General features: G+C 71.0%; 21 protein-coding genes and 3 pseudogenes. 4 read left to right on the top strand and 20 right to left on the bottom strand.

Going from position 1 to position 23436, the window contains the following annotated elements:
• Nucleotides 1–635: 635 nt before the first annotated feature.
• From ACIPFH_RS09655 to ACIPFH_RS09710, 12 genes are all read right to left on the bottom strand, one after another.
• Complete coding sequence (locus ACIPFH_RS09655; protein ID WP_401824656.1) at nucleotides 636–4502, bottom strand: amino acid adenylation domain-containing protein; 3867 nt, start codon at nucleotides 4500–4502, stop codon at nucleotides 636–638.
• A gap of 90 nt (nucleotides 4503–4592) precedes the next feature.
• Nucleotides 4593–5696 (bottom strand): zinc-binding dehydrogenase, encoded by a 1104-nt coding sequence (locus tag ACIPFH_RS09660; protein ID WP_401824658.1) that lies wholly within the window; start codon nucleotides 5694–5696, stop codon nucleotides 4593–4595.
• Nucleotides 5693–6505 carry a phytanoyl-CoA dioxygenase family protein gene (locus ACIPFH_RS09665; RefSeq protein ID WP_401824659.1) on the bottom strand — a complete coding sequence of 271 codons (813 nt, stop codon included), beginning with the start codon at nucleotides 6503–6505 and terminating at the stop codon, nucleotides 5693–5695. The genes ACIPFH_RS09660 and ACIPFH_RS09665 overlap by 4 nt, the downstream gene beginning before the upstream one ends.
• A gap of 32 nt (nucleotides 6506–6537) precedes the next feature.
• The gene (locus tag ACIPFH_RS09670) at nucleotides 6538–7356 is read right to left on the bottom strand and encodes a putative 2OG-Fe(II) oxygenase (protein ID WP_401824661.1); all 819 of its coding nucleotides are present in this window, start codon (nucleotides 7354–7356) and stop codon (nucleotides 6538–6540) included.
• The gene (locus tag ACIPFH_RS09675; protein WP_356264800.1) at nucleotides 7349–7567 is read right to left on the bottom strand and encodes an MbtH family NRPS accessory protein; all 219 of its coding nucleotides are present in this window, start codon (nucleotides 7565–7567) and stop codon (nucleotides 7349–7351) included. Before ACIPFH_RS09675 ends, ACIPFH_RS09670 begins: the two co-directional genes overlap by 8 nt.
• Nucleotides 7560–9716, bottom strand: a complete 2157-nt coding sequence (locus ACIPFH_RS09680) for a SidA/IucD/PvdA family monooxygenase (protein WP_401824663.1) — start codon at nucleotides 9714–9716, stop codon at nucleotides 7560–7562. The genes ACIPFH_RS09675 and ACIPFH_RS09680 overlap by 8 nt, the downstream gene beginning before the upstream one ends.
• Before the next feature lie 222 nt (nucleotides 9717–9938).
• Entirely contained in the window at nucleotides 9939–11051 is a 1113-nt protein-coding gene (locus tag ACIPFH_RS09685) for a DUF6421 family protein (RefSeq protein ID WP_401824665.1), read from the bottom strand.
• Between the two features lie 72 nt (nucleotides 11052–11123).
• Nucleotides 11124–12212 (bottom strand): ParB/RepB/Spo0J family partition protein, encoded by a 1089-nt coding sequence (locus tag ACIPFH_RS09690; protein ID WP_401824666.1) that lies wholly within the window; start codon nucleotides 12210–12212, stop codon nucleotides 11124–11126.
• Between the two features lie 82 nt (nucleotides 12213–12294).
• The gene (locus tag ACIPFH_RS09695) at nucleotides 12295–12588 is read right to left on the bottom strand and encodes a hypothetical protein (RefSeq protein WP_356258748.1); all 294 of its coding nucleotides are present in this window, start codon (nucleotides 12586–12588) and stop codon (nucleotides 12295–12297) included.
• A 28-nt stretch (nucleotides 12589–12616) separates the two neighbouring features.
• Nucleotides 12617–12829, bottom strand: a complete 213-nt coding sequence (locus tag ACIPFH_RS09700; RefSeq protein ID WP_401824668.1) for a hypothetical protein — start codon at nucleotides 12827–12829, stop codon at nucleotides 12617–12619.
• 633 nt (nucleotides 12830–13462) lie between these two features.
• The gene (locus ACIPFH_RS09705) at nucleotides 13463–13717 is read right to left on the bottom strand and encodes a Txe/YoeB family addiction module toxin (protein WP_401824669.1); all 255 of its coding nucleotides are present in this window, start codon (nucleotides 13715–13717) and stop codon (nucleotides 13463–13465) included.
• A complete protein-coding gene (locus ACIPFH_RS09710; RefSeq protein ID WP_401824671.1) occupies nucleotides 13714–13995 on the bottom strand; it encodes a type II toxin-antitoxin system Phd/YefM family antitoxin in 282 nt (93 codons plus the stop codon). The genes ACIPFH_RS09705 and ACIPFH_RS09710 overlap by 4 nt, the downstream gene beginning before the upstream one ends.
• Nucleotides 13996–14068: 73 nt before the next feature.
• Here ACIPFH_RS09710 and ACIPFH_RS09715 point away from each other — a divergent pair.
• From ACIPFH_RS09715 to ACIPFH_RS09725, 3 genes and pseudogenes are all read left to right on the top strand, one after another.
• Nucleotides 14069–14148: pseudogene (locus ACIPFH_RS09715) on the top strand (type II toxin-antitoxin system RelE/ParE family toxin); the annotation flags it as partial.
• A gap of 401 nt (nucleotides 14149–14549) precedes the next feature.
• Nucleotides 14550–14825: a hypothetical protein gene (locus ACIPFH_RS09720; RefSeq protein ID WP_401824672.1), complete on the top strand. Its 276-nt coding sequence runs from the start codon at nucleotides 14550–14552 to the stop codon at nucleotides 14823–14825.
• Nucleotides 14822–15229 (top strand): DNA-binding protein, encoded by a 408-nt coding sequence (locus tag ACIPFH_RS09725; protein ID WP_401824673.1) that lies wholly within the window; start codon nucleotides 14822–14824, stop codon nucleotides 15227–15229. The genes ACIPFH_RS09720 and ACIPFH_RS09725 overlap by 4 nt, the downstream gene beginning before the upstream one ends.
• A 67-nt stretch (nucleotides 15230–15296) precedes the next feature.
• Here ACIPFH_RS09725 and ACIPFH_RS09730 read toward each other — a convergent pair whose 3' ends face one another.
• From ACIPFH_RS09730 to ychF, 6 genes and pseudogenes are all read right to left on the bottom strand, one after another.
• A complete protein-coding gene (locus ACIPFH_RS09730; RefSeq protein WP_401824675.1) occupies nucleotides 15297–16310 on the bottom strand; it encodes a hypothetical protein in 1014 nt (337 codons plus the stop codon).
• Nucleotides 16311–16396: 86 nt separating this feature from the next.
• Entirely contained in the window at nucleotides 16397–17377 is a 981-nt protein-coding gene (locus tag ACIPFH_RS09735; RefSeq protein ID WP_401824677.1) for an aldo/keto reductase, read from the bottom strand.
• A gap of 90 nt (nucleotides 17378–17467) precedes the next feature.
• Nucleotides 17468–17626: pseudogene (locus ACIPFH_RS09740) on the bottom strand (carboxymuconolactone decarboxylase family protein); the annotation flags it as partial.
• 22 nt (nucleotides 17627–17648) lie between these two features.
• Nucleotides 17649–17951 (bottom strand): annotated as a pseudogene (locus ACIPFH_RS09745) (aldo/keto reductase); the annotation flags it as partial.
• Nucleotides 17952–18165: 214 nt separating this feature from the next.
• Nucleotides 18166–19053: a helix-turn-helix transcriptional regulator gene (locus tag ACIPFH_RS09750; protein ID WP_401824679.1), complete on the bottom strand. Its 888-nt coding sequence runs from the start codon at nucleotides 19051–19053 to the stop codon at nucleotides 18166–18168.
• 513 nt (nucleotides 19054–19566) lie between these two features.
• Nucleotides 19567–20655: a redox-regulated ATPase YchF gene (ychF, locus tag ACIPFH_RS09755; protein WP_401824681.1), complete on the bottom strand. Its 1089-nt coding sequence runs from the start codon at nucleotides 20653–20655 to the stop codon at nucleotides 19567–19569.
• 436 nt (nucleotides 20656–21091) lie between these two features.
• Here ychF and ACIPFH_RS09760 point away from each other — a divergent pair, with 436 nt between their 5' ends.
• Complete coding sequence (locus ACIPFH_RS09760) at nucleotides 21092–21481, top strand: DUF6542 domain-containing protein (protein WP_401824683.1); 390 nt, start codon at nucleotides 21092–21094, stop codon at nucleotides 21479–21481.
• A 25-nt stretch (nucleotides 21482–21506) separates the two neighbouring features.
• On the opposite strand, the gene ppgK is transcribed toward ACIPFH_RS09760, so the two are convergent.
• Both ppgK and ACIPFH_RS09770 read right to left on the bottom strand, forming a co-directional pair.
• Nucleotides 21507–22253 carry a polyphosphate--glucose phosphotransferase gene (gene ppgK, locus ACIPFH_RS09765; RefSeq protein ID WP_401824684.1) on the bottom strand — a complete coding sequence of 249 codons (747 nt, stop codon included), beginning with the start codon at nucleotides 22251–22253 and terminating at the stop codon, nucleotides 21507–21509.
• A gap of 50 nt (nucleotides 22254–22303) precedes the next feature.
• Complete coding sequence (locus tag ACIPFH_RS09770; RefSeq protein ID WP_401824686.1) at nucleotides 22304–23359, bottom strand: 4-hydroxy-3-methylbut-2-enyl diphosphate reductase; 1056 nt, start codon at nucleotides 23357–23359, stop codon at nucleotides 22304–22306.
• Nucleotides 23360–23436 lie beyond the last annotated feature (77 nt).

Genomic DNA, 23436 nt, shown 5'->3' on the forward strand with positions numbered 1-23436 from the left:
GCCCGCCCCCCCCCCCGGGCCCCGGCCGCGGGGGGGCGCGGCGGGGGGGGGGGGGCGCCCCGGGCCCCCCCCCCCCGCCCCCCGCGCCGGGGGGGGGGGGGGGGGCCCCCCCCCCCCCCCCCCCCCCGCTTCCGCGTTCCGGCGCCCGGCATCGGCGTCGGCCTGGGTGTTCCGAGCGTCCCGGCATTCCGGCGCTTTGGTGTGCCGGGGTGCAGGGGTGCCTGGGCGCCTGGGTGCAGGGGTGCCGGGGCGCAGGGGTGCAGGGGCGCAGGGGTGCAGGGGCGCTTGGGCGCAGGGGTGCCGAGCGTCCCGTGCTCCGGTACTCCGGTGCTCCGTTGCTCCCCTGTGCCGGTGCTCCCCTGTGCCGGTGCTCCGGCGTTCCGGCGCTCGCGTGCTCCGTTCCCGTGCTCCCGTGCTCCGGCGTTCCCGTGCTCCGGCGTTCCGGTGCTCCGGCGTTCCCGTGCTCCGACGTTCCGGTGCTCCGGTGCTCCGGCGTTCCCGTGCTCCGGCGTTCCCGTGCTCCGGCGTTCCCGTGCTCCGGCGTTCCGGTGCTCCGGCGTTCGAGCCGTGCCATCCGGGGGAAACGACGGCGTCGCCGCCGGCCACGGAGGCGGGCGGCGACGACGTGGGTGCTGTCAGGAGCGGTCGCAGAGGGCGGCGGTGAGGGACTCCGCCAGGCTCTGGGCGGTGGACGGGTCGAACACGTCGGTCGCGTATTCCAGGAGGCCGGCCATACCGGCCGGGGAGCCGTCGGGCGCGAACCGCTCGGCGACCTTGAAGCAGAGGTCGAACTTGGCCACCCCCAGCTCCACCGGTGCGAAGCGGGCGGTGAGACCCGCGGGCTGCGGCGGCTCCGCCTCCTCCACCTGGAAGGCCAGCATCACCTGCGCCAGCGGGTGGTACGCCATGGACCGCGCCGGGTTGACCAGCTCGACCACGTACTCGAACGGCAGGTCCTGGTGGGCGAAGGCGCTCAGGTCGGCCTCCCTGACCCGGTCCAGCAGCTCGGCGGGGTCCGGATCGCCCGACGCGTCGACGCGCAGCACGAGGGTCTGGACGAAGAAGCCCACCAGATCGTCCAGCGCGGGGTCGCCGCGGTCGGAGACCACCGCCGCCACCACGACGTCGTCGCCCGCGCCGCGCCGCGCCAGCTGCTCCACGAGTGCGGCGTGCACGACCGTGAACGTGGTGGTCCGGTGCCTGCGCGCCCGCTCCCGCAGGGCGTGGTGGGCGGTCGGCGGTACGTCGAAGGGCACCGTCGCGCCCCGGCCGGAGCGGATTGCCGGCCGCGGCCGGTCCAGCGGCAGCGGCATCGTGCCGGGAAGCCCCGCGAGCCGCTGCGCCCAGTACCGGTGGTGTCTGCGCGGCGGTCCGTCCGCCGCCCCGGCGCCGTCGAGCAGGGCGCGCTGCCAGAGCGCGTAGTCCGCGTACTGCACCGGCAGCGGCGGCCACGCGGGGGCGGCCCCCGCCGTGCGGGCGTCGTAGGCGGCGAAGAGGTCACGCAGCAGGGGCCGCAGGGACACCCCGTCGCAGGCGATGTGGTGGGTGGTGACGAGCAGCAGGTGCTCCTGCGTCCCGGGGTCCGGCGCACCGGGGCGGCCATCCGCCGCGGGGGCGAAGAGAACCGCACGCACGGGCAGGTCGGCGGCCAGGTCGAACGGAACCCGCGCGGCCGCGCGGACCTCGTCGGCCAGGGCGTCGGCGCGTACCGGCTCCACGGTCAGGCGCGGTACGGCCGCCTCGCCCTCCAGCACGTGCTGGAGAACCTTGCCGTCCTCCATGCGCAGGACGGTGCGCAGCACATGGTGGCGGTCCACCACGTCGGCGAGCGCCCGCCGCAGGGCCGGCACGTCGATCCGGCCGGTCAGCCGGAGGGCGACGGGCTCGTTGTAGCCAGGGCCGGGGCCCTCGAGCTGGTCCAGCACCCACAGGCTCTGCTGGGCGAACGAGGCGGGGGCCGGTGCGGCGCCGCCGCGGGCGGTCAGCGGCGGACGGGCGGGCTCCACGCGGCGCAGCAGCGCGGCCAGTTCGGCGACGGTGGGGTTGCCCAGCATGTCGCCGAGGCTGAGCTCGACCTGGAACTCCTTGCGGACCCGGGCGGTCACCTCGCCGCCGAGCAGGGAGTTGCCGCCGATGTCGTAGAAGCTGTCGTGGGCGCCGACCGCGGGCAGGGCGAGCACCTCGGCGAAGATCCGGGCGAGCCGTTCCTCGTCCTCGCCGCGCGGCCGGCCCGCCGGATCGGCGTCGCCGAAGACCGGTGCGGGCAGCGCCTTGCGGTCGACCTTCCCGTTGGAGTTGAGGGGGAAGCCAGGGACGACGGTGAAGGAGGCCGGGACCATCGCGGGCGGCAGGGTGCGCCGCAGTTCCTCGCGGACGGCCGGACCGAGCAGGGCCGGGTCGACGCCGGTGTCGGGCACGAGGTACGCGTCGATCCTGCGGTGCCCGGCCTCGCCCGCGGTGACCAGGACGGTGTCCCGGACTCCGGGGGTGCGGCGCAAGGTGGCCTCGATCTCGCCGAGTTCGACGCGCATGCCGCGGATCTTGACCTGGTGGTCGGTCCGGCCGAGGTAGTGCAGACCGCCGTCGGAGCGGCGGCGGACCAGGTCCCCGGTCCGGTACATACGGCTGCCGGGCGGACCGTAGGGGTCGGGCAGGAACCGGTCCGCGGTCAGGTCCGGACGGCCCGCGTATCCCCGGGCCAGGCACGGACCGGCCGCGTACAGCTCACCCGCCACCCCCTCCGGAACCAGCCGCAACGCCTCGTCCAGCACATAGATCCGCGTGTTCCACACCGGCAGGCCCAGCGAGGCCGTCCGCGGCCATCCGTCCTCCCGCTCGGGCAGCACGCAGGAGGTGACGGCGTGGGTCTCGGTGGGTCCGTAGTGGTTGTGCAGGCGGCGGCCGGGACGCCGGCGGAAGAACTCCCGGACGGCGTCGCTGAGCACCAGCGCCTCACCGGCCTGCGCGACATGCGTGAGAGCGGGCAGGGTCCGGCCCTGCTCCAGCGCCGCCCGGCACAACAGCTCGATCACGATGTTCGGAGCGAACAGATCGGTCACACCGTGCTCCTCCAACCACGGCACGAACGCCTGCGGAGCACGCCGCACATCCTCCGGGACGACGGCGAGCGCCGCGCCCGACAGCAGGGCGGAGAGCATCTCCTGGATGGAGATGTCGAAGCTGACGGAGGTGAACTGCACGGTGACCCGGCCGGGCCCGCCGGGCAGTTCGTCCAGGTGCCAGGCCATCAGGTTGAGCAGGGCGGCGACGGTCATCAGCACGCCCTTGGGACGCCCCGTGGAACCCGACGTGTACAGCAGATACGCACCCGCGTCACCCACCGCCACAGGCCGCGCGCCCACCGGCTCCACCGCACACCCCGTCAACTCGTCATCCAGAACCAACAACGGCACACCCCACCCCTCGAACCGCGCCGCACCCACCGCATCCGTCACGATCACCACCGGACACGCATCCCGCACCATCAACCGCACCCGCTCACCCGGCAACTCCGGATCCAACGGCAAATACACACCCCCCGACTTCAACACCCCCACAAACGCCGTCACCGCCAACTCCGAACGCGGCAACGACACCGCCACCACCGACTCCACCCCCACCCCACAACCACCCAACGACCACGCCACCCGATCCGCCCGACCATCCACCTCCCCATACGACCGGCACACCCCACCCTCCACCACCGCGGTCCGGTCGGGCCATCGGGCCGCGCCCTCCTCGAACCAGCGGGCGGGGGTGGCGGCGCGGGGCGTTCCGGCGTGGCCGAGGTCGACCAGTCCGTCCTCCTCTCCGGGCAGCAGGATGTCGAAGCCGAGGACCGGGGTGTCTGGTTCGCGGACGGCACGCGTGAGGAACCGGGCCAGCCGGTCACAGAGCGTCTGGGCCCGGTCCGGGGTGAGCGCGGCCGCCGGGTAGGTCAGTTCCAGGCGCGGCGCGGGCCCGGTGCGCAGGGTGAACCAGAGTTCCTCCGGCCGGTCGGGGGTGTCGTCGACGCGGGCGCCGACGCGGAAGAGCGGCCGGCCCGGTGTACCGCGTAGCGCGTTGACGGCGTCCGCCACCTGCCGGTGGGGGACGCCGTCCTGGTCGGCCGCGGCCTGCAATGCGGAGAACGCGGCGGCCACGAGGGTGCGCAGTCCCCGGGCGGGGTCGGCCGCCACACGGTGGACCGCGGCCTCCCGAGGGTCGCCGGGTACCGGCGCGCCGAGGGGCAGGTCGGTGCCGGCGCGCAGGACGGCCAGCAGGCCGGCCACGGCGGCGGTGAACACGGTGGCCGGCCCGGTGCCGGTCGAGTCGGCGAGGCGTTCGACCGCTCCGGTGAGACGGGGATCGAGCCGGCAGCCGACCGTGGCGGTGCGCCCGCTCGCGTCCGGCGCGCCGAGGCCGGGGAGGTCGAGGTGCTCGGGCAGATCGGCCAGGGCCCCGTAGCGGGACGGGACGGGTGCCGGGGCCGGCGGGGCCTGTTCGGTCAGCTGGGTCGGCATGGTGTCTTCTCTCGTTCCGGCCGCGGCACCGCGGCCTCCGGGGCGGGATGCTGTGCGAAGGGGACGGAGCCGGTACGGGGGCGCGCCGGGTCAGCTGACGAGCACGGCCTTCATCACCGCTCCGGAGGCGACGTCGGCCAGGGCCCGCGCGTTGTCCTCCAGGGCGTAGGTGGTGACCAGCCGGGCCAGGTCGAACCGGGCGGTGAGCGCGGGCAGCAGGGAGACGTACTCGACGAGATGGGCGCCGGTGAAGGCCCAGGAGCCGATCACGTCGAGCTGCCGGTACACGATCTGGTGCGGGTTGACGGTGGTGTCCCCGCTGTCGGTGTACTGGCCGACGACCAGGTAGCTGCCGCCGCGCCGGGCCAGCCGCAGCCCCTGGCCCACGGCGCCGGGGACGCCGGTGGCCTCGATGACGAGGTCGGCGCCGCGCCCGCCGGTGAGGGCGGTGACCTCGGCCAGCGCCGCCTCCTGGTCGGCGGTCTCGACCACGTTGACGTGGTGGTCGCCGATGCCGGCTGCCGCGGCCGCCTCCAGACGGGCCCCGGGGCCGCCCGCGATGATCACCCGGCCGGCTCCCGACAGCTGGGCGAGGGCGGCGGCGGCCAGTCCGACGGGTCCGCTTCCCTGGACCACCACGGTCTCGCCGAGCCGTACGGGCCGGCGCTCGAAGAGGGCGTGGACCATGGTGGGCCCGGCGCAGGCGAAGGCCATGGCGGCCACCGGGTCGACGCCGTCGGGGAGCTTGACCACGGTGGTGCCGGGCCGCAGCGCGATGTACTCCGCCCAGGAGCCGGAGAGGCCGGGCTCCTGGTCCACGGGGCGGTTGACCCCGTAGGTGCGGCGCTGTTCGCAGAGTGTGGGTTCCCGGTGGATGCGGCAGGGCACGCAGGTGCCGCAGGCGATGGAGGAGGCCCACATGACCTGGTCACCGACGCGCAGGCGGGTGCCGTGGACGTCGGTCCCGGCGCGGGTGCCGATCTCGTGGACGGTGCCGAGGCCCTCGTGACCGAGGACGAGCGGCGTGGGAACCTCCAGGTGGCCCTGCTGGAGGTGGAGGTCGGTGCCGCACACGCCGCCGTAGCGGGCGGCGACGATCAGCCCGCCTTCGGGTGCGGCCGGGACGGGCAGCTTCCGGAGTTCCAGGGGCTCGCCGAACTCGGCGAGGACGACGGCCCGCGCGACGGCGTTCACAGCATCCCCTCGAGTTCCGCGATGAGGTCCTGGTCGGCGATCTGCAACGGGGTGGTGTCCCGTCCGACGACGTAGGCCGGGCGGGGTGCGCCGAGCGGGCGCGGCACGTTGGCCGTGTCGTTGTAGGTGGCGATGAGCAGCCGGCGGGGGAAGGGGGCCATGTTGGACGCCGACCCGTGCACGATCTCGGGGTCGAACAGGACCACCGTGCCGGCGGCGCCCTTGGCGCTGAACAGTCCGTGGCGGTCGACGAGGGTCTTCATGTCGCCGGGGGTGAGGGCGATGTCCTCGGGGTCGACATGCTGCTCGGAGGCGGCCGGACCGGCGCCGCGGCCCTTCTTGACGAGCCCGTCGCGGTGGGATCCGGGGCAGAAGATGACCGGCCCGTTGAACTCGTCGACGTCGTCGAAGAAGACGCCGACGTTGACGAGCCGGGGCTCGGCGAGGTTGTCGGCCATCTGCCAGGCGGCGAAGTCCTGGTGCCAGGACCAGCCGGTGCCCGCGAACGGGGCCTTGGCGTTGATCTTGAACTGGTAGATGTAGGCGTCGCTGGCGAGGAGCTGCCGGACCGGGCCGAGGACGCGCGGGGAGCGGATGAGGCCGGCGAACTCGGGCTGCCGCAGGTGGGAGGCGTACACGGCGCGGATCTCGTCGCTGTCGCGTTCCACGACGCGCTGCTCGCCGGGGATCTCGCTGTCCCGGCGGAAGGCGGCGCACAGGGCGTCGATCTCGTCCTGGTCGAAGAGTTTGTCGAGGATCAGGAAGCCTTGGCTGCGGTAGGTGCTTATCTGCTCGTGACTGAGCTGCATGTGATCACTCTGCTCACAGACGGAGGGAAAGATCAGGACCAGATCTCGAGCGGACCACGACCGGTCACGCCCAGAAAGAACGAGAGGCTGACGCGACGGCCGTCGCCGCCGGGCGCGTTGACCGCGTGGAGGTTGCGGGAGTCGAAGAGCACGGCGTCCCCGGCCCGCGGTGCGACCGTGGCGACCGGCTCGCCGTCCACGACCGCCTCGTCGTAGCCGTACCCGTCGCGGTACGCCTCGTCGGCCGGCCGCCAGCGGCGCCGGTAGACGCGCGTCTCGCCACCCGTCTCGGGCATCGACAGGTACCAGTTGAGGGTCAGGAAGCTGACGGGCGTCTCGTCGAGGATCCCGGGGAACTCCCGCACGATCTCGTCGAAGTGCAGCTTCGCCCCGCTGGAGATCTCCCGGATCATGCCGGCGAACATGTCCTGGCCTCGGGAGCGGGCGGGGACCACGTCACCGCCCCAGGCCCGGGCGACCCGGTCGACGGCCAGCTCCAGCGGGTCGCGGCCGTGGTGCAGCCGGCCGCGCAGTCGGACCGCCTCTTCGGCGATCCGCCAGTAGTCCTCGGTCAGAGTGTGCGTGCCGTAGAAGTCGTAGGCGGCCGGGCCGATCTTGGCGATGGGCGGGAAGATGAGGTTCTCGTCGTAGGCGCCGAACTCCCGCTGGTCCAGGCCCTCCATGATGGAGGCGCACTGCTCGGGCGTGGAGAACCCGCGGACACGGACGGCGCCCAGGGTCCCGACGGCCAGCCGCAGGATGTGGTCGCGGGTCAGCTCGTCGACGCTCTCGGCGTCGAAGAGGGTGAAGATGGGTGAGGCGTTGGTGCTGACGTCGAGCAGGTCAGGCATCGCGATCCTCCATGAAGCGGCGCAGGCTCAGCGGGCGCATGTCGGTCCACAGCTCCTCGATCCGGGTCAGGCAGGCCTCCTTGGGGGCGGGGTCGCCGACGGCCTCCCAGCCGGCCGGAACCTCGCGGTCGGCCCGCCACACCGAGTACTGCTCCTCGTGGTTGCGGACGACGAGGTACGGTTCCGCGGCGGTCAGGGTCTCGTCACTCATGGACGCCTCCTACGGTGATCGGGATCAGGGGGGTGGCGGCGAGCTCGCGCGCGCCGTCCTCGACGGCCAGGTCCAGGCCCACCGCGTACGCGATGAAGTCCCGCTCGCCGCGCTCCGTGGAGCGGGCCAGGGCCAGCGCCGCGTACCGCCGGTCGGCCTCGTCGCGGTCCTGGGAGAGCTTGAACCGGCCCACCAGCTCGTCGATCTCGAGTTCGAAGCCGATGATTCCGCCGACCAGGCGGTCGATGCGGGGGTCCTCGGGGCGCAGCCGGTTGTCGGTCTGGGAGTGCTCGGCGATCCCGATGAGTCCGCGGACCAGCTCGTCGCGGTCCTCGATGACCCGGACCCGGCCACGGACGTGCACGGCCATGGAGTTCCAGGTGGGCAGCGGGTCGCTGGCGAACACGGTCGGCGGCATGTAGGCGTTGGGGCCGTGGAAGACGGCCAGCATCCGGCGGCCGTCGAGCAGGGCGGCGTGTTCGTTGGCCCGGTCGAGGTGGCCGAAGAGGACGCCCTTGGCGCCGCGCGACGGGTCCAGGACGAGCGGCAGGTGGGTGGCGAACGGCTCGCCGTCCGCGCCGGCCGAGATCAGCGTGGCGAAGCGGTAACGCTCCATGAGGGCCTGGAGCTTGTCCTGGTCGTGCTCCAGGTACCAGCGGGGCGGGTAGGCCGCGGTGTCGGCGGGACGACCGGTGGCGTGCGGGTGACCGGTGCCGTGCGGGTGACCGGTGCCGTGCGGGTGACCGGTGCCGTTGGCCGGCCGGGCTGCGCCGGGGTACTGCCCGCCGAGCGCCGGGCAGCCGCCGAAGTCGGGGGCGGGCAGCCGGTCGGCTATCCCGTCGACGATCTCCTTGGCCCGGAAGGGCAGCAGCGACAGCAGGGTGTCGCCGAGGCCGAACTGGGACTCGCCGAACCCCTGGAGGTAGAGCCCGGCCCGGAGGTCCGGGACGGTACGGGCCCGGTAGTCGCGGTCGAGGGAGACGTCCCGCCCGTTCTCCTCCATGACCAGGTAGGGCAGCACCCCGTCGAAGACGGCCGGGTCCAGCGTGCGGTCGTAACCGGTGGCCAGGACCACGCCGTCGCAGGGGAGCCGCTCGTCGGGCCGGCTGCCCAGGCGTCCCTCGATCGCGGCGACCAGCCCGTCGCCGTCCTCGTGGACGGCGGTCAGCCGGGAGAAGGGGTGGATGTGCAGCCGGCGCCGGCCCTTGACCTCGTCGAGGTAGTCGGCCTGGAAGAGCCGTTCGAGCAGGTCCTCACGGACGACCCCGTAGTTGGCGTCACGCAGCTGCCCGGCGACGACGGAGCGGTTGCCCGGGTCCATCCGGTAGAAGGAGTCGGCGCCGTCGGAGTAGAACTGCTCGTTGACGAAGGGGCTGTTGTCGGTGGGCTGGAGGGTGTACCCGGAGACGATCAGGTGCACCTCGGCCCGCCGGTAGTGGCCCAGCAGATACTCCGCGATCTCGCCGGCGCTCTGACCGCCGCCGACGACGACGAAGCTCAGGCTCTGCTCGGGGTCCTTGAACTCGGCCGGGAAGCGGGTGAGGAAGTCGCTGGAGTGCACGACGGTGGGCACCCGGGCGATCCGGGCCGACGGAAGTGCCGGACGGCCCCCGCCCGCGTGGACGACGTTGCGGGCCCAGACGGTGCTACGGCGGCCGGTGGCCACGTCCTCGGTCTCCACCCGGAACAGGGAGAGGCCGTCGGCGCCCGCCACCCGCTCGGGGACCACCCGGTCGACCTGGGTGCCGAAGCGCACCTGGTCGGTGAAGTGCCGGGCGACCCACTTGAGGTAGTCGTCGTACTCGATGCGGGTGGGGCGGAACTCCCCGAGGTTGACGAACCGCTCGAGGCGGCCCTTCGCCCGGGTGTACTGGAGGAAGGAGTAGGGGCTGGACGGGTTCCGCAGGGACACCAGGTCCTTGAGGAACGATATCTGCATGCGGGCGCCGTCGATGAGCATGCCCGGATGCCATTCGACGCCCGGCCTGCGCTCGATGAAAAGGCAGGACAGCGGCAGTTCCTGTTCCCGCGCGCAGACGGCCAGGGCCAGGTTCGACGGCCCGAAACCGATGCCCACCAGGTCGTACGGGACGTCGGCGGCCGTTCCCACGGGCGACGCGTGGCCGCTCGTCTCGCCATCGTTTCTCACGAAAGATCCTCCAGGTTTGTGGTCCGCTCGTGGCGGCGTACGCGGGCTGCCCGGGGTGGTGCCGAAGACAATGCCGTACCGCCCGGACCTGCCGATCGACTGCTCTGCACGGTCGAACACGGGCGGTGCGCGACGGTCCGGGCGGGGGTGTCCGGCCGGGCTCCCGGCAGGCGTGGCGGCCGCGCCGTCGGCACGGCGCCGCCGGGAGCCGGACGGGCGCCCCTACACGCCGAGGCGCGCCTTGACGTCCGCGAAGTACGGGATGTGCCGGTAGTCACGAGCCTGTGCGTCGTAGCTGGTGTATCCGTGGGTGAACTCCAGGAGGCGGGCCTTGACGGCCTCGACCGGCTCCTGGTGGATGTGTGCCTCGATCGCCTCTATCTCGGAGAGGAAGGCGCGCAGCACGCAGGGGAGGTCGGGGGTGAGCCGGATCCGGCCGTCGACGAGGCGGATGCCGCCGTGGCTCTCGAGGTAGTTGAAGAGCAGCTGCGAGGCGACGGCGTCGTAGTTGGGCCGCGGGATGCCCTCGACGGCGTACCGCAGCAGCCGCTCGGCCAGGATGAACTCGTAGGCCGCCTGGGCCTCGGCGGCCGGCAGCTCGCCGTCGTGCAGACAGACGAGCATGCCCGAGACGTCGACGCGCAACTCCTCCAGGCCGGCCAGCGCCTTCGACTTCTTGGCCGGCAGGAACTCGGGGATCGGCATGTCGCCCTGGCGGTGGTGGTATTCGTGCAGGCGCACCCACCAGGACGAGGCCTGCTCGATCTTGAGGTCGGGAGCCCCCTGGATCAGCGGGAAGCTGCCCGGCTCCATCACCTCGTCGACGAGGAGGCGGGTGACCTTGTTGTGACGTGCGACGAACTTGTCGATGAAGTAGAAGATGAGGTCGTCGGGGCGCTGGATGCCGTCGAGGTGGTTCTCGGGGAAGAGCGCGACGACGACGCGGGAGCCGAAGCCGGTGGTCTTGCCGGTGATGTTGACCGGCATGGTGTTGCTGGCGTAACGCTCGGCCAGGTACGGGTCGGTGGGCAGGGTGTCGTAGGTGAGGTAGTCCAGGTTCAGGCGCGGGAAGTAGGTGGCGTCGAACAGCGAGAAGACGTGCCGGTCCACCCGGTTGTTGATGTGGGCCTTGGTGGCCTCCAGCCGGCCTCCGGGCCGGAAGGTGTCCAGGTCGTCGAGGAACGCCTGGACCGCGGGGAGGCGGCGCAGGGATCGGCTGCAGCCGATCCGGCGCGACAGCTCCTTGAGTTCGCTCTCCTCACGCAGGAACGCACGCTCGGGGAGGCTCGCGCGGATCGTCTCAACCTCCGCGAACACCTCGGTCATGTCTGCCATGGGTTGCCTTCCGGGAGAAGTTGGGGCGGTACGACGGGTCACCCGCGGGAGGCGTGGTGCTGCGGGCGGGGCTCAGCAGGCGGTGCGGTGGCGCTCCTCGAGCGTGGCGGCGAACTCCGCCCAGGCGTGGGCGTATTCGCGGGCCAGGGTGGCGACCGAGTCGATGTTGTGGGAGGGCACCCGGTCGGCGATCTCGGGGCACGCGGCGACGCTGTGGTGGCACCGGTCGAGCCAGCGCACAAGCCGTCGGCCGATGTTGTTGTAGCGCAGCGAGGGGTCCTTGGTGAGGGCGGCGATGATCGCCGCGGGATCGGCCGGGGCCTCCCGCTCCGGCTCGGGCCGGGGCGCGAGCTCGGGCCTGCGCTCGGGCTCGGTGTCCTGCGGGGGTTGGACCCGTCTGCGCGTCGGCACGGGTTCCTCGCCGGCCTGGACACGTTTACGGACGTCGTGGACGGTCGACGGCGAGACGCCGACCTGCTGGGCGATCTCGCGGATGGAGGCCTGGGGATCGCGCAGGAGCAGTTCGTAGGCCCGCATGCGTCCGGTGGAGCCGTCCACCGGACGGGCCCGGCCGTCCTTGCCCACGCGCACCGCGCCGGTGACCCCGGCGGCGGCGGACAGAGAGCTGCGGATACGGCCGATGGTGCCCGCCGACAGCCCGGTGAGCGAGGCGATCATGCGGTTCGACAGGTGCGGGTGCCAGGAGACGAGCCGGGCGGCCGCGGCCGTGCACTCGGCGCGGGACAGCGTCAGGCCGCGGCCGTGGCGGGTGTTCAGGCGCAGGGCCAGGACGAAGGCGTCGGCGGCGGACCCGTGGAACATCCTGGCGGGGATCTCCTCACGGCCGGCCATGGAGGCGGCGCGCACCCGGTGGTTGCCGTCGACGACCTGCAGCGTGGGGCCGTGCACGATGATCGGGTGCAGGGTGTCGCCGGCCGCGGCGAGTACGCGGCAGTGCTCCTCGTTCACGCCTCCGGTCCGGGGTGAGCCGGAGAGGCGCAGCGCACGGAGGGGGACGGGGACGACCGGCAGGTGGTCCAGCCGCGGCGCTTCGGGGCCGAGGACGTCGATGACGGGTTCGCCGGCCGCGGCCGTGCGCTGATCCGTGGACGCGACGGTGCCGTGGGCTCGGGATTCCGGCAGGTCGAGGGAGATCTTCACTGGTTCCTCCGGGGCGGTGCCGCCGTGGGCGTGGAAGGGCCCCGTCGCCGGGGTTCCCGGCGCGACGCGGGGTCCCCGCGGTTCAGTGGTCGGACAGCCGGACGGCACAGGATTCGATGGAACAACCGGCCAGGCCAGGGGTCACCACCAGCATTTGCGCGCTCAGCGCGAGGGCGGATTCGGCGACCGCGCCCTCGTTCCTGCCCTGCATGAAGAGAACTGCGGAATAGCCTTCGCTCGAGGCGACGACTCGTACGTGTTCGAGCCCGTCGGCTTCCCTGGTGTGCGCCCAGAACGCGTCGGTCAGCGCAGCCGCGTCGATGCGCCGGTGCTTCGGTTCGGGGCCCGCGCTCAGCGTGACGATTGCCGCGTACATGACATCCTCCGGTCGTGGGAACAGCCACTCAGCCCCAGCCGAACCCGTCGCCGTCGCCATCGCCGTTGGCGGAGGCGGAGGCCGAGCCGGCACTCAGGTCGGCGACAGCCACCGAGGAGAGCTCCCCCGAGCGGACGGAGGCGCCGGCCGAACCCGCGGCCGGCAGCGCCATGCCGACGACGCCGACGATCGCGGTGACACCGAGGAGAGTGCGGGACATGAGGAGAGAAGGGGTCTTCACTGGTGGTCCTTCCAGGACGGCCGGGCGGTGCGATCACGCGCCGGACCGATGGGGTGGCGGGAGGTGTTTCCGCATGTGGAGCGGTGTTTCTGCGTCTGGATGAAATAATGGCCCGGGGGTGACGGCGGTGTCTGTACCGGCCGCGTTGCACCAACGTGCCTGGCACCTTGGGGCCGCCACCGGCCCTCCCGTCCGCCCGCATCACCTCGCCGGTTGTCCCGGTGTCCCCATGTGGTCATGCAGCAACCTGCCATCACCATTCCAGCGGGATTCCAGCACGCCTCCAGGCGGCCTCGACCATTCCGCCCCACGACTGCCCCCTCGTCGCAGGCCTCCCACCACACTCTCCTCGGCGACAGCGGCGGTCCGAAGGAGGCGGGCCGACCCCCGGCCAACACGTCGACCGCGGCCGACCCCCGCGCCGACGCCGACACCGGCACCTGCCGGTCGCCATCGGCACGGGAAACGCCAAGGGGCCGGCTCCGAGAAGAGCCGACCCCATTCGACCTGCGCGTCTGCCAGGCCACCCACGTGGTGTTGCTTCATCCGCCCACAGTCAGCACCACGTCAGCACGGGAACGCGGAAGGGACCGGACTCGTCAAAGGCCGACCGGCTTCCGACCTGCACGATGATCAGTAGTGGTAGCGGGCGGCGAGGACGACGATCTCCTTGTCCGTAACCAGGTAGACGAGGCGGTGCTCGTCGTCGATCCGCCGCGACCACGCCCCCGGCAAGTGGTACTTCAGCGGCTCGGGCTTGCCGACCCCCGTGAAGGGGTCACGCTTGACGTCCTCGATGAGCTTGTTGATCCGAGCGAGCACCTTGCGGTCGTTCCTGAGCCAGGACGTGTAGTCCTCCCAGCCCTGATCCTCAAAGACAAGCCTCACACAGCACCCGCAGCGGGATCCGCCGCATCCGGATCGATCAGCTCGCGCTCCGACACGTTGACGTTGCTCAGAGCGTTCTCGTACGCCTTGAGCAGTCGCCGTGCGTTCGCCGGGGAGCGGAGCAGGTACGAGCCCTCGCGCAGCGCCGCATAATCCTCGGCTGAGACGAGCACGGCATTGCCGTGCTTGGAGACGATCTCGATGGCCTCGTGATCGTCGTTGACCTTCTTGATCAGCGGGAAGAGAGCCTTGCGGGCTTCGCTCGCGGTTATGGACATGAGCCGACTCCCTCTTTCAAGTAGTACCGAATAACGTACCACTCCCAGCCGCCCAGAGGTGCGAGCCGCGGACGTCAGCCGCACCATCGACAAGGCGAACGGGTCGTGTGGGTCGTTCACGTCGGACACCGCTCCACGGTCTACGACACGTGAGATCTGGCCATGGCTCGACACGAGCCGCCGCCAACCCATCTCCTCCCAGCACGAACTGAAGAGAGGTGACGTGGGGTGCCGGTGAGTGATGCCAGACCAGAAAAGCCGGCAGGCCGTCAGCACGGAAACGCGGAAGGGGTCGGACTCATCAGAGCCCGACCCTTTCCGACCTGCATATTTGTCGAAGCTGTCCGACGTGCGGCAACGGGACAGCTACACGTTGAAGCGGAACTCCCCCACAGGGCTTTGACCTGCAGGTATGTGGGCGCGTCCCAGCACCGTCCCAGCACGGGAGCGGCGACAAAGTACAAGAAGATCCGGGACGCCCGGACTATGCGCCACCGATGCAGGCTGCACAGCACCCCCAGCACTGTAATAGTTCCTGTACTAGACTGACCCTCATGAAGTCACCCCGCCCCGGCGGCACGGAGAACATCTCCGTCTCGATGCCCTCGGAACTCCTCGGCGCGCTGCGCACCCGTACCGGCAAGCGCGGCGTGTCCGCCTACGTGACGGCGGCGGTTCGGCATCAGCTCGCCATGGACGGCCTCGCCGAAATCGTGGCCGCCTACGAAGCCGAGCACGAGCCGCTGAGCGAGGCCGAAGTTCAGGCCGCGCAGCGCGAACTGTTCGGTGACGCACCGGCGTCCTACGCGTCTGACGACAGCGCCGCATGAAGGAGCCCGCGGCCAGGTCCCTGGTGCTCGACTCCCAGGCACTGTCGCTGCTCCTGCGCAACGATCGCCAAATGATCACCCGCATCGAAGCCGCTCGGCGCGTAGGCGTGCCGGTCCTCGTGTCGGCCCTGACGGTGGTGGAGGCCGTCTACGGGAAGACGGATACCGCCCGGCTGCACTGGGTGCTCTCCCGCCTCCAGGTCCAGGACGTCACCCAGGCGGACAGCCTCACCGCGGTACAGCTGCTGAGCGACGCCGGCGGCCTGCACGGCCACAAGTACGCCATCGACGCCCTGGTCACCGCGATGGCACTCCGCTCCCCGGCACCCGTCCTCGTACTGACCTCGGACCGCGACGACTGGTCGAAACTGTGCGGCGATCGCGTACAGATCAAGGACGTCTGACCGAGCGTGCGGGTGCGGTGGCCCCCTGCAGGCCACGCCCTTTGCACCACTGGGACCTGCCGGACGCTCAGTGTGAGAGCAGCGCGCCGAGGTCGATCTTCCCGCTCTGCACTTGCGCGTCATGGGGCTCGTTGAGTCCGCCGTCGGTGATGTACAGCCGCTTCCCGCGCACCGCGGTGGCGGTGGGCGAGGCGAGGCCGTCCGAGGCGGTCAGTACGGTCCTGGTGGTGCCGTTCGGGTAGACGACCGCGATCTTGTTCTGTGTGTTCAGCGCGGCGAACACGAAGTTGGAGTGGTCGCTGAGGAAGTTGAAGTCATCGATGCCAGTGAGGCCGCTGGTGACGGTGTGAACCCGGCCCGGAGCTCCGGTGGTTGTGACGGGGATCCGCAGCAGGGTGCCCTGGCTGAGGTTGGAGACCCATACGGCGCCGTTGTGGAAACGGAGTCCGTTCGCACCGTACGGCACGGGTGCGGACGCCTTGATCGCGAGGGCGGGGTCGACCAGCCACGCGGTCGCGGGACCGCCGGAGACCGGGACGGCCCAGACGGTGCCCAGCCGGCTGTCGGCGACGTACAAGGTGCGCCCGGCCGGATCGATGGCCAGACCGTTGGGGACTCCGCCTGCGGGCAATGCCGCGATGCGGTGAGGAGTGCCGCCGGGCGGCAGCTTCCACACCCCGTTCCGGGAGGCGTCGGAGGACCACATGTTGTAGTAGACGGTGCCGTCGTGGCCGCGAGTGTTGCCGGTGATGCCGTCGCCCTTCTGCCCGGTGACCAGCACCGCGCGGTGCCCGGACGGTGCGATCCGCACCAGTGCCGGCCGTTCGCCCGCGGGCGTGCCCACCATCGAGACGGTCAGTGAATTGTCCGGGGCGACGGTGATGTTCTCGGGCACGTCGCCGGTGGCGAAGTCGAAGGCGGCCACGGTCTTCACGTGGGTGACGGCGGGCTGCGCGTCCGCGTGTCCGGTCGCGGCGGACGCGTACGGTGCCGAGAGGATGACGGCTGCGGTCGCGGAGATCGCCGCGAGCTTGAACGGCTTCTTCATGGCGATCCGCCCCCTGAGTGCCTGCGATTGCATGTGAACTTCTCCTGGTGGGCAGGGCCTTCCTGACGAAGCGCCTTGAACGACGCTCCGTCAGGAACGGGCCGATGGAGGCTGGTGACTTACCGGTTGATGGTCTTCTGCTGCGCTGCGGTGTACCGCTCGCCCTTGATCTGCACCTGGGCAACGGCTTCTTCGATACGCCTGAGGTCCTCGGAGGTCAGTTCCACGTTGTCGGCGCCGATGTTCTCTTCGAGACGGTGCAGCTTCGTCGTGCCCGGGATCGGTGCGATCCACGGCTTCTGCGCCAGCAGCCACGCGATGGCGGTCTGAGCCCGGGTCGCCTGCTTGGCGTCCGCGATCTCACCCAGCAGCGCGATCAGCGCGAGGTTGGCCTCACGCGCCTCTTCCTCGAAGCGCGGCAGCACGTTACGGATGTCGTTGGCCTCGAACTTCGTGTCCTGACTGATCGCGCCGGTGAGGAAGCCCTTGCCGAGCGGGCTGAACGGCACGAAGCCGATGCCCAGTTCTTCCAGGGTCGGCAGGATGGTCTCCTCGGGCTCGCGCCACCACAGCGAGTACTCGCTCTGCAAGGCCGTGACCGGCTGGACCGCGTGGGCCCTGCGGATGACGTCCTCACCCGCTTCGGACAGGCCGAAGTACTTGACCTTGCCTTCCTGGATGAGATCCCTGACCGTGCCGGCGACCTCTTCGATCGGCACGTCGGGGTCCACCCGGTGCTGGTAGAACAGATCGATGCGGTCGGTCTGCAGACGCTGCAGGGACTGCTCGGCGACCAGCCGGATCCGCTCCGGCCGACTGTCCAGCCCCGCCGTGGGGTTGCCGTCCTTGAACCCGAACTTCGTGGCGATGGAGACCTGGTCGCGCACCGGCGCCAGGGCCTCGCCCACCAGCCTTTCGTTCGCCTCTCCGTACCCCTCCGCGGTGTCGAAGAGCGTCACACCGCGCTCGGCGGCCGCCCGGATCAGCCTGATGGCCTCACCCGTGTCCGCGGCCTGGCCGTAGCCGAAGGTCATTCCCATGCAGCCGAGCCCGATCGACGACACTTCGAGCCCGCTGTTTCCCAGTACACGCTTCTTCATTTCGTTCTCCTTTCGATTGGCCACGAGCGACGACAACGCCCTGGCCGCTGTAGGTCCTGATGGTCGTGAGGTAGACGGGTCGGCGCGGGGTCAGCTCGCGTCGGCGCCCTCGACGATGTTCTTCAGCTGGGTGATCGCGGACATCGCATTGGGCCAGCCGGCGTAGAACGCGATGTGGGTGATGGCCTCGACCAGCTCGTCCTTCGTCACCCCGTTCTCCAGCGCCTTCGGCAGGTGGAAGGCAAGCCGACGAGACGGCCGCCGTCGACGCCAGGCCCAGCCTGCCCAGGCTGGTGTCGAAGGCACGCAGGGTCGCGTCGCGGCCGAAGTCCGAGAGCCACAGCTTGGTGGTCACGAAGACCTCGCCGCGGTCGACGCCGGAGGCGACGATGCCCTCGCCGACCTCCTTCTCGTTGCCGTAGACGGCGGCGGTGTCGATCAGTCGGTAGCCGTGCTGGAGCGCGGTCGTGACCGCGGTGGCGGTCTCCTCCAGTGGGTTCTGGAAGACGCCGAGGCCGAGCGCGGGCATCCGCACGCCGTTGTTCAGCGTGATCATCGTGCTCTTGCCAGTCATGGTGGTTCCTCGCATGAGCGGGGACGGACCGATACGAGGTTCGACACCGGTCGGCCCCACAACGGGGCACTGACCATGCAACCGGGAACGGACACGATGAGGGAGTCTCCGCTGTGAGGGGTAACAGCAGGGACCCCCAGCGGCATATGCGCAGGCCAAAGCCCCGCCCTTACTGCCGGCGGCAGCCGGAGAAGGCGGGGCTGTGGACGTCGGTTCAGTTCTCGGAGTCCGCCTCGGCGGCCTGCACAGCCGCGGCCTCGGCCGTGGCGGACCAGCTCGCCAACAGGTTCAGCGCGTCCGCGGCCGCGGAGCCGGGGGCCGCGTTGTACAACGCCACGACCAGCCCCGAGCCGTCCGGCAGGTTCATCGATTCGAAGCTGAGCTCCAGCTCGCCGACGACCGGATGCCGGAGGCGTTTCGTCCCGTCATGGAAGACGTGTACATCGTGGGCGCCCCACATCACGCGGAAGGCGTCGCTGCGGGTCGACAGCTCACCGATCAGGTTCGACAACTCGCGGTCGTACGGGTTCTTGCCCGCCTCGACCCGCAGCGCACCCACAGCGCCCCTGGCGATGCGTTCCCAGTCGACGTAGAACCGCCGGGCCGCGGGGCTGAGGAACACGAACCGCACGGTGTTCGCCCCACAGACCGGATCGGCGTACATCTCCGAGAACAGTGCGCGACCGAGCGGGTTGGCGACCAGAACGTCGAATCGGTGGTTCTTCACGAACGCCGGCATGCCCGGCATCCCGTCAACGATGCGCTGCACGCTGGGCCGCACAGCCGGCCGGACAGTCCGGCGCCGCACACGGGCGGGCGTCGTGTTCGCCGCTCGGGCCAGGTCGTACAAGTGCGTGCGCTCCGTGTCGTCGAGCCGCAGAGCCTGGGCCAGCGCCTCCAGGACGCTGTCGGAGACACCGCTGAGATTGCCGCGCTCCAGACGCGTGTAGTACTCGACGCTGACCCCGGCGAGCGTCGCGACCTCGTTCCTGCGGAGCCCGGCCACCCGGCGTTGTCCGTACACGGGCAGACCGGCCTGCTCGGGCGTGATCTTGTCACGGCGAGACTTCAGAAACGCACTGATTTCGGCGCGGTTGTCCATGAGGTCAGGGTAGGTTCGCCGCACACCAACTGAGAGACCCTGTCATTACCCCTCACAGCAGTAACCCCCAGCGCCAGCCCCTTCCGGTAGCGCGGAGTCGCAGGTCAGAGGGGTTCGCCGCTGGTTGCCTCCCCGCCCCCGGGCGGGATGCGGATCACGGGAAGGGACCGCGCAAGCCGACGGACCTTCCGGACGAGTCGCCACCACAGTGCAGAGGGATGCCATCCGCCCGGTTCCGGACATCAAACCCCCTGGAAGCCGACCAGCAACAGCGGTGCCTGAGGCAGCCGACCAACCAACAGGCTCCAGGCCGGATCAGCCCCGAGGAGGCCGGCGTGACGGTCTTCGGCGGTGAGCGCCGCGTCCCCGGGGCTGCGCCGCGAGGAGGTTCCCCAGCTCGCCGACGTGAGCACCGTTTACTGCACCCGAAGAACAAGGGGCCCGCCCCCGAAGAGTCGGACCCCTTCTGACGTGCATGTTTGCTAGATCAGCGAAGTGGTGTTATGCCACCCGCTACACGTTGAAGCGGAACTCCACCACGTCCCCGTCCTGCATGACGTAGTCCTTGCCCTCCATGCGGGCCTTGCCCTTGGCGCGGGCCTCGGCCACGGAGCCGGTCTCCACCAGGTCGGCGAAGGAGATGACCTCCGCCTTGATGAAGCCCTTCTGGAAGTCGGTGTGGATGACGCCGGCGGCCTCGGGCGCGGTGGCGCCCTTCTTGATGGTCCAGGCCCGGGACTCCTTGGGGCCGGCCGTCAGGTAGGTCTGGAGGCCGAGGGTGTTGAAGCCGACGCGGGCGAGGGTGGCGAGGCCGGGCTCCTCGGCGCCGACCGACTCCAGCAGCTCCATCGCGTCGTCCTCGTCCAGCTCGGCGAGGTCCTGCTCCAGCTTGGCGTTGAGGAAGATCGCCTCGGCGGGGGCGACCAGGGCGCGCTGCTCGGCCTTGAAGTCCTCGTCGACCAGCTCGTCCTCGTCGACGTTGAAGACGTAGAGGAAGGGCTTGGTGGTGAGCAGGTGCAGGTCGTGCAGCAGCTCCTCGTTGCCGGAGCCCTGGACGATGCCCGCGGAGAAGAGGGTGTCGCCCTTCTCCAGGATCTCCTTCGCCCCCTCGACCGCCGCGACCTTCGCCGCCACTTCCTTCTTGATCCGCGACTCCTTCTGGAGACGCGGCAGGACCTTCTCGATCGTCTGGAGGTCCGCGAGGATCAGCTCGGTGTTGATCGTCTCGATGTCGTCCTTGGGCGAGACCTTGCCGTCGACATGGACGACGTTCTCGTCCTTGAAGGCGCGGATGACCTGGCAGATCGCGTCGGACTCGCGGATGTTCGCGAGGAACTTGTTGCCGAGACCCTCGCCCTCCGAAGCGCCCTTCACGATGCCGGCGATGTCGACGAAGTCCACCGTCGCCGGGATGATCCGCTGCGAGGAGAAGATCTCGGCCAGCTTCGTGAGACGGGCGTCCGGGACGCCGACCACGCCGACGTTCGGCTCGATCGTGGCGAACGGGTAGTTGGCCGCCAGCACGTCGTTCTTGGTCAGGGCGTTGAACAGGGTCGACTTGCCGACATTCGGCAGACCGACGATTCCGATCGTGAGCGACACGTTGCGACTTCCCGTGGTGAGAGGGCCGGAGGGCCAGTCCCGAAGTGAAAGGGCCGGGGGCCAGAGAGCTGACCGGTCCACCAGTTTACGGCGTGCCCGGCGCCGGCCCGGCTGGCCGGTCGAACGCATGGCCAAGCTCCGCCCCACGGCGTGTCCGATACCCGATTCGACACATAAAACGACCTAAGTTGGTGCAGTGGAGCAACACAGGACACGCCCCCGGCCCCAAGGCACCCGCCGCGACGTCCCGCCCCTGCCACCGCTGCCGCCGCAGGCGGGCGGGGAAGCGAGCCGCAGGCCGCCGCGCCCGGCGGGCGGGGGCGCCGGCCGCGGGGATGCCCGGTCCGCCGCCCCGCGCTCCGACGGACGTCGTCCCTCCCCCGCCGGGCGACGGCCCGCGCCGCCCCTGGTGCGGACGGCGCGGACGGTGCGCCGGATGCCGAACCCCCGGCTCACCGGGCTGGGCGGCGGGCTGTTCAGCGCGGTGCTGATGTTCGCGGTCGGGTGCCTGGACGAGCTGCTGTTCGATGCCTCACTGACGGTGTACAGCGTGCTGTTCCTGCCGGTGTGCCTGCTGACCGCCCTGTGGGTGCGCGGAAGCGACCTGCTGTCCGCGCCGGTGGTCGCGCCGATCGCCTTCGCCGTGGGGCTCCTGCCCGTGTCCGAGGGCGGGAACGGCATCGGGGCGCGTCTGATGGGGCTGGTGACAGCGCTGGCCACGCAGGTCGGCTGGCTGTACGGCGGGACCATCGTGGCGGGAGCGACCATCCTGGCGCGCGGACTGCGCAGGGCGGCTGCCCGCCGACAGAGCGCGAACCGTCGCTAGCCGCCGCTAGCACCGCCGGCCGCCGCTACTCCCCCTTCGCCGCCCGCATCGCCGCTCCCACGATTCCCGCGTTGTTCTGCAGCTGGGCCGGCACGATCTCCGCCCTGATGTCCTCGATGAGGTGCAGGAACTTGTCGGCCTTGCGGCTGACGCCGCCGCCGATGATGAACAGCTCGGGCGAGAAGAGCATCTCGACGTGGGCGAGGTACTTCGTGACCCGGCGCGCCCAGTGCTCCCAGGTCAGCTCGCCGTCCTCCCTGGCCTTGCTGGAGGCGCGCTTCTCGGCGTCGTGCCCGTGCAGTTCCAGGTGGCCGAGCTCGGTGTTGGGGACGAGCACCCCGTCGACGAAGAGGGCGCTGCCGATGCCCGTGCCGAACGTCAGCAGGATGACCGTGCCGCTGCGGTCGCGGCCGGCGCCGAAGGAGATCTCCGCGACGCCCGCCGCGTCCGCGTCGTTGACCACCGTCACCGGCAGGCCGCCCAGCCGCTCGCTGAACAGGGCGCGCGCGTCCGTGTCGATCCAGCTCTTGTCGACGTTGGCCGCCGTGCGGATCGTGGCGCCGCCGGTGACCACGCCCGGGAAGGTCAGGCCCACCGGTCCCGTCCACCCGAAGTGCTCGACGACCTCCCGCACTCCGTCGGCCACGCCCTCGGGCGTGGCCGGGTGCGGGGTGAGCACTTTGTGACGCTCTTGGGCCAGGTCACCCTTGTCCAGGTCCACAGGGGCGCCCTTGATCCCGGATCCGCCGATGTCCACGCCGAAGATCTGCATGGCCCTACGTTACGACGGTCGACCGACCGTCACTCCGCCGAGGTGCCGGGTCAGCTCCCGTCCGCCGCCGCACCGGACACTGTGCCGGAAGCCTCCGCGTCGGATTCCGCGCCGCTGCCGCCGCGCGCGGCCGCCAGTGCCGCCGCCTCGTCGCGCAGGTCACGGCGGAGTTCCTTGGGCAGCGAGAAGGTGATGTGCTCCTCGGCCGCCTTGACGAGTTCGACGTCCCCGTAGCCACGCTCGGTGAGCCAGGCCAGGACCTCCTCGACGAGGACCTCCGGGACGGAGGCGCCGGAGGTGACGCCCACCGTGGTCACGCCCTCCAGCCAGGCCTCGTCGATCTCGCTCGCGAAGTCCACCAGGTAGGCCTCGCGGGAGCCGGCGAGCTTGGCGACCTCGACGAGCCGCTTGGAGTTGGAGGAGTTGCGCGAGCCGACCACGATCACCAGTTCCGCCTCCGCGCCCATCTGCTTCACCGCGAGCTGACGGTTCTGCGTGGCGTAGCAGATGTCGTCGCTGGGCGGGGAGATGAGCTGCGGGAACTTCTCCTTCAGCGCGTCGACCGTCTCCATGGTCTCGTCGACCGAGAGGGTGGTCTGCGAGAGCCACACGATCTTCGACGGATCCCGGACCTCGACCTTGGCGACGTCCTCGGGGCCGTCGACGAGCTGGATGTGCTCGGGCGCCTCGCCGGAGGTGCCGATGACCTCCTCGTGGCCCTCGTGCCCGATCAGGAGGATGTCGTAGTCCTCGCTCGCGAAGCGGACGGCTTCCTTGTGGACCTTGGTGACCAGGGGGCAGGTCGCGTCGATGGTGGCCAGCCGCCCGCGCGCGGCCTCCTCGTGGACGACCGGGGCGACTCCGTGCGCGGAGAACATGACGATGTTGCCCGGCGGGACCTCCTCGGTCCGCTCGACGAACACGGCGCCCTTACGCTCCAGGGTCTGCACGACGTACTTGTTGTGGACGATCTCGTGCCGGACGTACACCGGCGCCCCGTACTGCTCCAGGGCCTTCTCGACGGCGATCACGGCACGGTCGACGCCCGCGCAGTAGCCCCGGGGAGCGGCGAGCAGGACACGGCGGCGGCCAGGCGAAGCAGTCATGTGTCCCATCGTAAGGCCGCGTCCGGCCACCCCCGGCGTACCTGGGGCTGCCGCCCCCGCACCCCCGCACCCCCGCG

It is taken from the genome of Streptomyces sp. NPDC088157, assembly GCF_044741545.1.
GTDB lineage: Bacteria > Actinomycetota > Actinomycetes > Streptomycetales > Streptomycetaceae > Streptomyces.